We start from the raw sequence: 9,912 nt of genomic DNA on the forward strand, positions 1-9,912 counted from the left end.
GCGCGCCGCGAACTCGGAGCCCCCACATGAAGCGATCCGTGCTGTCCGCCACCCTCGGCCTGGCCCTCGCGGCCGGCCTCGCCGTGCTGCCCGCCGGTGCGGCCGCCGCCGCCCCGGCCGCCCCGGCCGTGCAGGGCTACACCGCCTCGACGTATGCCGGTTCGGCCGCCGAAGCGGCGGGCAACCAGGCGTTCTTCCAGGCCGTGATGGCCGCGGCGAAGGCCAAGCAGGCCGCCGACCCGTGGCTGCGGACCGTCACCGTTACCTACGACACCGCCAACGCGCCCTCCTTCACCAGCCAGATCGCCAGTGCCGCGCAGATCTGGAACGGCTCGGTGCGCAACGTCCGGCTCCAGGAGGCCGGCGGCACCGGCGACTTCTCGTACTACGAGGGCAACGACAGCCGCGGCTCCTACGCCAGCACCGACGGGCACGGACGCGGCTACATCTTCCTCGACTACCAGCAGAACCAGCAGTACGACTCGGTCCGGGTGACGGCCCACGAGACCGGCCACGTGCTCGGCCTGCCCGACGACTACTCCGGCCCGTGCAGCGAGCTGATGTCGGGCGGCGGCCCCGGCCCGTCCTGCACCAACCCGTACCCCGACGGCAACGAGCGGGCGCAGGTCGACGCGCTCTGGGCGAACGGGCTGGCGTCCGCGAACTGACCCTTCCGGAAAGGCGATCGGGACCGCGACGGGCCGCCCGGCCGGAAACGGGCGGCCCGCCGCATGGGTACTTCCCCGCCTCGGAGCCTAGCCCCCGGGGGAACGGAATGCCAGGGGCATGGGTGAGTCAAGACGAGTAAAAGACGACTCAAATCCACGGGACCACGGGGGTATTGGGTCGAACTATCGCAGGTTGACATCATCCGCCCGCCCGGCGGGCTGCCTGAAGCTCTGGGGACACCACCCGGTCATCGGGCGTTCCCCCAAGCCGGCCCCAATCCGGCTGCGGCGCCCGGGATCCGGAGTCCCCAGGAGTCTTCAGGAGCCCCCACATGAAGCGATCCGTGCTGTCCGCCACCCTCGGCCTGGCCCTCGCGGCCGGCCTCGCCGTGCTGCCCACCGGTGCGGCCGCCGCCTCGGCGGCCCCGGCCGCCCCGGCCGTGCAGGGCTACACCGCCTCGACGTACGCCGGTTCGGCGGCTGAGACGGCTGACAACCAGGCGTTCTTCCAGGCCGTGATGGCCTCCGCGAAGGCCAAGCAGGCCGCAAGCCCGCTCCTGGCCACCGTCGTGGTCACCTACGACGCCAGCTCGGCCCCGTCCTTCCGCAACCAGATCGCCAACGCCGCGGCGATCTGGAACAGCTCGGTCAGCAACGTCCAGTTGCGGGCGGGTTCGAACGCCGACTTCCGCTACTACGAGGGCAACGACAGCCGCGGCTCCTACGCCAGCACCGACGGGCACGGAAGCGGCTACATCTTCCTCGACTACCAGCAGAACCAGCAGTACAACTCGGTCCGGGTGACGGCCCACGAGACCGGCCACGTGCTCGGGCTGCCGGACCACTACTCCGGCCCGTGCAGCGAGCTGATGTCCGGCGGCGGCCCCGGCCCGTCCTGCACCAACCCGTACCCGAACAGCACCGAGCGCAGCCGGGTCAACTCGCTCTGGCTCTTCGGCTGACCCGTACCACTCGACTGACCGGACCACTCGGCTGACCCGGACCGGCCGCGACCCGCGGCCGGTCCGGGGTGTCGTCATCCAGGCCCTGTCGGTGGCGCGTGCGAGCATGCGGACGAGACCCGCCCGCCGCCGACCACGAGGTGCCACCGCCATGCCGCGCTCCGTCCCCGACCAGCTCGCCGACCTCCCGTACGCCGACCTTCTGCGCTCGCACACCGGGCCGCTGCGCAGCGACGCCAGGTACGACACCACGCACTTCGACGGCGGCGAGCACACCGACGAGTCGGGCGCCGGGGCCGCCTTCCTGGAGTGCGCCTTCACCTCGGTCGCGCTCAGCGGGGTCAAGCTGCGCCAGGCCCGGTTCAACGAGGTCTGGGTGCAGGCCGGCCGCTGGGTGGCCTGCGACCTGAGCGACACCGAGTGGCAGGACAGCGCCTTCGTCGGCGGCGTGCTGGCCGGGGTCGCCGGGTACGGCTCGGCGCTGCGCCGGGTGGTGTTCCGCGGCTGCAAGCTGGAGGCGGTCAACCTGCGGGCGGCCGTGCTGCGCGACGTCGTGTTCGAGGACTGCCTGCTGCGCGACGTGGACTTCGGCGAGGCCAAACTGACCGGGGTGTCCTTCCCCGGCTCCACGCTGGAGGAGGTCCGGCTGCGCGGCGCCGTGCTGAGCAAGACCGATCTGCGCGGTGCGAGCCGGCTCGGCCTGGCGGACGGCCACCAGGGGCTGCGCGGGGCGGTCATCAGCTCCCCCCAACTGATGGAGCTGGCACCGCAGTTCGCGCAGGCGCTGGGCATCGAGGTCAAGGATCGCTGACCGGCCATCGTTTCCGTCTCTCCCCGGCGTTTCAGCCCCCCGTTCAGTCTGGCGTCGTTCGGTGACTCCCGGACGAACAGTCCGCCAACCCTGCCGCGCGGATCTGGTGGCCCGCTCTGTGCCGGTGGAGACTGCTGCGCGATCGATGAGCCCTGACTTGTGTACACAACATCGCCAGCGAAGGGACGGACTGGGCTGATGGCCGAGTTGAGTCGTAGGAAGTTCGTCACCCTGTCCGGCGCCGCCGCGGCCGGCCTCGCCGTGGCCGGCACCGGCGCCGCGGGTGCCACCCCGAGCGCCGGGACCGCCTCCACCACCGCTCTCGCGACCACGGGCACCATCACCGACGTGCAGCACGTGGTGATCCTGATGCAGGAGAACCGCAGCTTCGACCACTACTTCGGCACGCTCAGCGGCGTGCGCGGCTTCGCCGACCGCAGCGCCATCCAGATCGCCGGCGGTTACAGCGTCTTCAACCAGCCCAACGGCCTGTTCTCCCGCCAGTACCCGTGGCAGTTCAGCCAGACCAAGCCGGCAGGCGGCGCCGACCCGGAGCGCCTCGCCCAATGCAATGGGGACCTTTCACACGGCTGGAGCGATCAGCACAGCGCGTGGAACGGCGGCAAGATGGACAACTGGGTCGCCGCCAAGGGCAACGTCCGCACGCTCGGCTTCCTGACCCGCCAGGACATCCCGTTCCACTACGCGCTGGCCGAGAACTGGACCATCTGCGACGCCTACCACTGCTCGGTGCTCAGCGCGACCGGCCCCAACCGCACCTACCACTGGTCCGGCCAGATCGACCCGGCCGGTACGGCGGGCGGCCCGGCCTACGACGGCGGCGACGAGAAGGGCCTGCGGTGGCAGACCTACGCCGAGGCGCTGGAAGGCGCCGGGGTGAGCTGGAAGGTCTACCAGAACGCCGCCGACAACTACGGCGACAACGCGCTGGCGTACTTCAACCAGTTCAGCGGTGCTCCGGCCGGCAGCGCCCTGGCGACCAAGGGCATGGGCTCGGTGCCCAAGGTCACCGGGAAGACGCCGGACGACATCGTCGCCGCGATCAAGGCCGACGTGCTGGCGGGCACCCTCCCGCAGGTCTCCTGGATCGTCCCCGACCAGGCCTCCTCCGAGCACCCGTACGCCACCCCGGCCGACGGCGCGCACTTCGTCCACAACGTGATCGACGCGCTGGACGCCGACCCGAACGTCTTCAACTCGTCCGTCCTGTTCATCAACTACGACGAGAACGACGGCTTCTTCGACCACGTCCCGCCGCCCGTCGCTCCGGCCGGCACCCCGGGCGAGTTCGTCAACGGCACCAACATCGGCCTCGGCTTCCGCGTCCCGCTGATCGCCGTCTCGCCCTGGACCCGCGGCGGCTGGGTCAACTCCGAGACCTTCGACCACACGTCGGTGCTGCGCTTCCTGGAGGTCTGGACCGCTGCCCTCGGCACGCCCGCGCAGTGCGTGAACATCAGCGACTGGCGCCGCCGCGTCTGCGGTGACCTCACCGGCGTGTTCGACTTCGCCAATCCCGTGTACGGCCTGCCGGCGCTGCCCGACACCTCGCAGACCATCGGCCTGTCGGCGTGCGGCCCGCTGCCCAACCCGGCGCCGGTGAACAATCAGCTGCCGGTGCAGGAGTCCGGCACCCGCAAGGCCCGGGCCCTGCCGTACCAGCCGAACGCCAACCTGGACCACTTGGAGTTCGGCTCGGGCGGGGTGATGAAGGTCTGGATCAAGATGGACAACGGGGGTACCAAGTCCTCGCACTTCGCGGCCTACGCCAACGCCTACCGCAGCGGCGGCCCCTGGCAGTACACGGTGGACCCGAGCGGCACCACCAGCGACTTCTTCAACTGCGGCACCAACTTCGGCGGCGGCCCCTACGACCTCACCGTGGTCGGCCCCAACCGCTTCCTGCGCCGCTTCAAGGGCGACGCGACGAAGGCGGGCAAGAACGCCGCCGTCACGGCCTCGTACGCCGTCGAGCCGGGCACCGGCAAGCTGGCCGTCTACTTCAAGCTGGCCAACTCCGGCAGCACGACGCTGACCTTCACCATCGCCTCCAACAACTACCGGACCGACGGCCCCTGGACGTACCAGGTCCCGGCCGGCGGCAGCGTGAGCGACTTCTTCAACGCGGTCGCCTACACCAATGGCTGGTACGACTTCACGGTGACGGTGGACGCCGACAGCACCTGGTCCCAGCGCTTCACCGGCCACCTGGAGACCGGCACCCCCAGCATCACCGGCTGACGGTCGAGTTCACCGCCGCGATGAGGCCCCACTGGGCCTCATCGCGGTCCCGCCCGGAGGGCGGAGACGAAGGAGTCCGACCCCACTGACGGCTCAGACGAACGGGCCCCGGGGGAACCACGGGTCGCGGACCTCGCGGGGCCCGTGCGGCGTGAGCAGGGTGAGGGTGTGCGGTGAGGCCGCGTACTCGGCGAGCTGGACGGAGCCGTGCCGGGTCTCCAGCTCGGCCTGCACCGGCACCGGCAGCTTGCTCAGCGCCCGCCGCAGTTGCAGCGCGTCGCGGCGGCTGATCGGCTGAGGGGAGCGCAGCACCAGCCGCAGCGGGCTGAGCGGGCCGGCGACCGGGACGCCGCTGCCGAGCTCGTAGCCGACGGCGCCGATCGGGCCCCAGGGGAGCCGGTGGTCCGCCACCAGGCGGCCGACCTCGGGGAGCAGGGCGAGCGCGGGTATCCCGGCGACCCGTTCCGGGGCCAGTCGCTCGCGGCGTTCGGGCAGGTGCTCGGGGCGCAGCGTGCGGGCCACCGCCGCCCAGGGGGCGAGCGCGTCCAGCCGCTGGCCGGGGCGGGGGCCGCGTACGGTCACCGGGAACCACAGTTCGGGCGCGGCCTCCGGGTCGCGGGTGCAGCGCTGCGGGTGCGGCAGGTCCGCCGGGTCGCCGACCACGGCGGGTGCCCGGCCGACCGTCACCCAGGGGTGTGCCCGGAGCACCGCCCGTGCCCAGTCCGGCAGTTCGCCGCCCCCGAAGGGCCGCAGTGAGCTGGGGCACTGCATCAGCAGCAGGTCGTGCGCGCCGGGCAGCCGCCCGTCCAGGGCGGCCAGCGGGCCGACCCGGCGGCGCGGTCCGTCGTGCGGGTCCTCGACGGTGCGCCGGGTGGGGCTTCCGGGATGTACGACGGTCACAGCGGGCTCCAGGGGGTGGCGTCTACTTCGCCGACGACACCACCCTCCGCCCGGCCCGTGGCCCCCGGCTACGGCCGTTGGGCGCGTTCACCAGGGACCAAAGGCTCAACGTGCGTCCCCGCGCCCCCGGTGTGAGAGTGGGGGCAGCCCGGCATTCCGTCGTTCCCTCCGGAGGAGGAGCCATGGGCATCTTCGACAGGTTGTTCCACCGCCCGCCGCACGAGCACACCGGCCAGGAGGCCGCCGAGCGGGCCGCCCTCGCCCACGACGAGACCGTCGACGCGTACAGCAACGACGTCGAGCGCAAGCGCGAGACGCAGGAGCGGCTCGCCCAGGAGGAGGCGGACCGGCGCGCCGCCGAGGACATGACCGCCGAGGGCGACCCCTGGGGCTGAAAACCGGAGGTCACCGCGGCGGCAGCTGCGGTCGCCGCAGGTCCGGCCGCGGGGTGTCGGAGGGCGGGGGCTGCGCCGCGGGCGCGTCCTCCAGCAGGTCCAGGGCCAGCTGGACGGCGGCGACCAGCTCGGGGTGCCTGCCGCGGGCCCAGTCCCGCGGGGTGCGCAGCACGTGCACGTCCGGCTCGACGCCCCGGTTCTCCACCGACCAGCCGAGCCCGCCGCTGAACCAGGAGGCGTTCTTCGGCACCGAGATCTGGGTGCCGTCGCCGAGGGTGTGCCGGCCGGTCATGCCGACCACCCCGCCCCAGGTGCGGTTGCCGATCACCGGGCCGAGGCCGAGCAGCTTGATCGCCGCGATGATCACGTCGCCGTCCGAGCTGGTCGCCTCGTCGGCGAGCGCGACCAGCGGGCCGCGCAGCGCGTGCCGGGGCCAGCGGACCGGCTGGCGGCCCCGGCTGAAGTCCCAGGCGAGGACCTGCCGGGTGAGCTTCTCCAGCACCAGTTCGGAGACGTTGCCGCCGGCGTTGCCGCGCACGTCCAGCACCAGCGCGGGCTTGTCGAGCTCGCGCCGCAGGTCCCGGTTGAACTGCGCCCAGCCGGAGCCGCCGAGGTCCGGGATGTGCAGGTAGCCGCACCGGCCGTCGCTGAACTCCCGTACCAGGGCGCGCCGTTTGGTCACCCAGTCCTGGTAGCGGATGGCCCGTTCGTCGGTCAGCGGGGTGACGGTGATCCGCCGCACCGGGCCGTCCGGGTCGCCGCGCAGGGCCAGTTCCACGGTGGTGCCGCCGGTGCCGGCCAGCAGCGGCAGCGGTCCGCGCACCGGGTCCACCGGGCGGCCGGCGACCTCCAGCAGTTCGTCGCCGTCCCGTACGCCCTGGGCGGCCAGCGGGGCGCGGGCGCGCGGATCGGAGGTCTCGCCGGGCAGCACCCGCTCGAACACCCAGCGGCCGTCGGGGGAGCGGTGGGCGCTGGCGCCGAGCAGGCCCAGCGGCTGCTGGGCGAGGACGGGGCCCTCGGCGCGGCGGGACGGGGTGACGTAGGCGTGCGAGGTGCCGAGCTCGCCGAGGAGTTCGCGCAGCAGGTCGGCGAAGTCGTCGGGTGAGCAGACGCGCTCCAGCAGCGGCTCGTACTGGGCGACGAGCGCGGGCCAGTCCAGTCCGGACATCCGCTCGTCCCAGAACTGGTCCCGGACGATCCGCGCCGCCTCGTGGTACGCCTGGCGCCATTCGGCGGCCGGGTGCACGGTGTGGGTGATCCGGCGCAGGTCGACGGTCGTACCGGCGGAGGGGGCGGCGACCGGGACGATCCGCAGGGTGCCGGCCGAGTAGATCGCGATCGAGCCGCCGTCCCCGGAGACGGCGTAGCCGTCCAGCTTGTCGACCAGCGTGGTGCGGATGCCCCGGACCAGGTCGAAGTGCTCCAGCGAGGGGCGCCCGGAGGTGTCCTCGGGGCTGGCGAAGGTCTGGCCGAGGGTGCCGGAGATCGGCCAGCGCAGCCAGACCAGGCCACCGCGCACGGCGTCGGTGGCCGAGTACTTGGAGGCGATCACCGGGAACTGGAGCAGCCGCTCGCCGATGCCCTCCGGGTCGACCCGGACGGTGCCGTCGCCGCCGCCGTCACCGCGCGGGGTGCCGTCCTCGGCGGGCGCGGAGAACGGGGACGGCGTGTCGGCGGTGAGCGGGACGAGGTACGGGCGGCAGCCGAGCGGGAAGGAGAGGTCGCCGGTGTGCACGTCGTGGACCGGGTCGAAGCCGCGCCAGGACAGGAAGGCCAGGTATCGGCCGTCCCGCGTGAACACCGGCTGCTCGTCCTCGAAGCGGCCGTCGGTGACCTCGGTGGTCGGCGCGGGCGCGTCGGCGCGGGTGAGCCGGATGCGGCGCAGCGAGCGCCCGGCGACCGGCTGGGACCAGGCGATCCAGTGCGAGTCGGGGGAGAAGCGGGCGCTGGAGACCGGCCCGTAGCCGGAGGCGGCGACCTCGCGCACCTCGCCGTCGGCGGCGGAGACCAGCAGCAGCCGCCCGTCCGAGACGGCGGCGGCCAGCCGGCTGCCGTCGGGGGAGGCGGTCAGTTCCAGGACCCGGCCGAGCCGCCCGGCGGCGAGGATCCGGTGGTGGTGCCGCTCGGACCCCTCGTGCCCGGGCAGCGGCATCACCTCGATCGCGTCGGCGCCCTCGGCGTCGGTGATCCAGGCGGCCTCGCCGGTGTGTCCGAGCACCACGGGCAGCCGGGTCCGCACCCCCGGGGTGTCGGCGAGAGCGCGGGCCGGGCCGTCCTTGTGGGTGAGCCAGTACTGGCTGCCGCGCACGGTGATCACCCCGGCCCGGCCGGTCTGGTCGCAGGCGAGGTCCTTGACCTGAGCGGCGGCGCTGACCTGGTACGGGCGGCGGCCGGCCCGGGCGCCGCCGAGCGGGACGTGCAGCCGGCGCGGGGCGGGGGCGTCCAGGCCGTCCAGCAGCCAGAGGTCGCCGGCGTGCTGGTAGACGATCCGGGTGCCGTCGGTGGAGGCCTCGCGGGCGTAGTAGGAGGCGTGGTCGGTGTGCCGGCGCAGGTCGGTGCCGTCGGGGCGGCAGGAGTACACGTTGCCGATGCCCTCGTGGTCCGAGAGGAAGGCGACCCGGCCGCCGACCGGCATGGGGGAGGCGAGGTGGCCGGTGTGCTCGGGCAGGATCGGTTCGCCGTCGGCCCAGAGCCGGCCGACGGCGCCGCCGCGGTAGCGCTTCCAGGAGGCGGGTTCGTGCGGGGCGGTGCCGATGAGCAGCACGGTCCGCTCCCGGGTCATCTGGGCGTCGCCGACCGGCCCCCAGGGCATCCGGTGGCCGGGGGAGCCGTCCGGCGGGAGGGCGTGCGCCCAGGTGTAGTGGCCGAAGGGCTCGTGGTAGGAGGTGACGGCCAGCACCTCGCCGTCCGGGAGCCAGCCGCGCACGCGGGTGTCCTGGCTGCCCCAGAAGCTGAGCCGCCGGCCCCCGAGGTGTGGACCGCCCCCGTCGAGCGGGGCGATCCAGACGTCGTCCTCGGCGGTGAAGGTGAGCAGGCCGCCGTGCAGGTGGGGGAAGCGGAGGTAGCCGGGCGGGGTCACCCCTCCATCCTTCGACGGGGTGTCACCTCCGGCAACCGGGGCGGTCCAGTGGGTGCTGCTACTCGCCCGCTCGCCTCCGGACGCTCGGGCGCCCCCGACCGGTCTGGACCATTGACAGCGCACGGCCGGATCCACTTCAGTGGTCTAGTCCAACTTGGGTGCCAGGCCGGGCCGTTCCCCCCACTGGCGCGTGCTCCGGCGTGCCCTCGGACGTCCCCCACGACCGCGCCATCGCAGGAGCACCCGCATGCGCAGAAGCACCAGCAGACAACGCCGCGCCGCGCTCGCCGCCGGCACCGCCTCCGCCGTCGCCGCGGCCACCCTGGTCGGCGTCACCCTGGGCCTGGCGCCCACCGCCTCGGCCGGCGAGTTCCTGGTCAACGGCGGCTTCGAGTCCGGCTCGCTCGGCCCCTGGAACTGCACCGGCAGCACCGGCAGCGTCGTCACCGGCCCGGTGCACAGCGGCGGCTACGCGCTCGCCGCGGCGGCCACCGCCACCGACACCGCCCAGTGCGGCCAGACCGTCACCGTCGCACCCAGCACCACCTACACGCTCAGCGCCTACGTCAACGGCGCGTACGTCTACCTGGGTGTGGACGGCGGCGGCCCCAGCACCTGGACGCCCGGCACCGGCGGCGCCTACCAGAAGCTCAGCCTCAGCTTCACCACCGGCGCCAACCAGACCAGCGCCACCGTCTACACCCACGGCTGGTACGGCCAGGGCACCTACTACGCGGACGATATCTCGCTGGACGGCCCGGGCGCCCCCAGCCCGACGCCCACGCCGACGCCCACCGGCACCCCGACGCCCACTGGCTCGCCGACCGCGACGCCC

Annotated in this window: 8 protein-coding genes; 6 read left to right on the plus strand and 2 right to left on the minus strand. The window is 73.5% G+C overall.

Going from position 1 to position 9,912, the window contains the following annotated elements:
• The first annotated feature begins 26 nt into the window (after window positions 1–26).
• The 4 genes from snpA (J0670_RS19030) (at window position 27) to J0670_RS19045 (ending at window position 4,703) form a co-directional block, all read left to right on the plus strand.
• Window positions 27–668, plus strand: coding sequence for a snapalysin (snpA, locus tag J0670_RS19030; RefSeq protein WP_207812821.1), 642 nt, complete (start codon window positions 27–29; stop codon window positions 666–668).
• Between the two features lie 332 nt (window positions 669–1,000).
• Window positions 1,001–1,630, plus strand: a complete 630-nt coding sequence (gene snpA, locus J0670_RS19035) for a snapalysin (protein WP_207812822.1) — start codon at window positions 1,001–1,003, stop codon at window positions 1,628–1,630.
• Between the two features lie 151 nt (window positions 1,631–1,781).
• Window positions 1,782–2,441 (plus strand): pentapeptide repeat-containing protein, encoded by a 660-nt coding sequence (locus J0670_RS19040; RefSeq protein ID WP_207812823.1) that lies wholly within the window; start codon window positions 1,782–1,784, stop codon window positions 2,439–2,441.
• Between the two features lie 198 nt (window positions 2,442–2,639).
• Window positions 2,640–4,703, plus strand: a complete 2,064-nt coding sequence (locus tag J0670_RS19045) for a phosphocholine-specific phospholipase C (RefSeq protein ID WP_207812824.1) — start codon at window positions 2,640–2,642, stop codon at window positions 4,701–4,703.
• 93 nt (window positions 4,704–4,796) lie between these two features.
• Here J0670_RS19045 and J0670_RS19050 read toward each other — a convergent pair whose 3' ends face one another.
• A complete protein-coding gene (locus J0670_RS19050; RefSeq protein WP_207812825.1) occupies window positions 4,797–5,603 on the minus strand; it encodes a phosphoribosyl-dephospho-CoA transferase MdcG domain-containing protein in 807 nt (268 codons plus the stop codon).
• 182 nt (window positions 5,604–5,785) lie between these two features.
• Here J0670_RS19050 and J0670_RS19055 point away from each other — a divergent pair, with 182 nt between their 5' ends.
• On the plus strand, window positions 5,786–5,998 hold the full coding sequence (locus J0670_RS19055) for a hypothetical protein (protein ID WP_207812826.1): 213 nt from the start codon (window positions 5,786–5,788) through the stop codon (window positions 5,996–5,998).
• Window positions 5,999–6,008: 10 nt separating this feature from the next.
• Here J0670_RS19055 and J0670_RS19060 read toward each other — a convergent pair whose 3' ends face one another.
• Window positions 6,009–9,077, minus strand: a complete 3,069-nt coding sequence (locus tag J0670_RS19060; protein WP_307806584.1) for a S41 family peptidase — start codon at window positions 9,075–9,077, stop codon at window positions 6,009–6,011.
• A gap of 247 nt (window positions 9,078–9,324) precedes the next feature.
• On the opposite strand from J0670_RS19060, the gene J0670_RS19065 reads away from it, so the two are divergent.
• On the plus strand, window positions 9,325–9,912 hold a 588-nt coding region (locus J0670_RS19065; protein ID WP_207812827.1), incomplete at its 3' end, for a carbohydrate binding domain-containing protein.

It is taken from the genome of Streptomyces sp. FH025, from assembly GCF_017427025.1.
Classification (GTDB): Bacteria; Actinomycetota; Actinomycetes; order Streptomycetales; family Streptomycetaceae; genus Kitasatospora.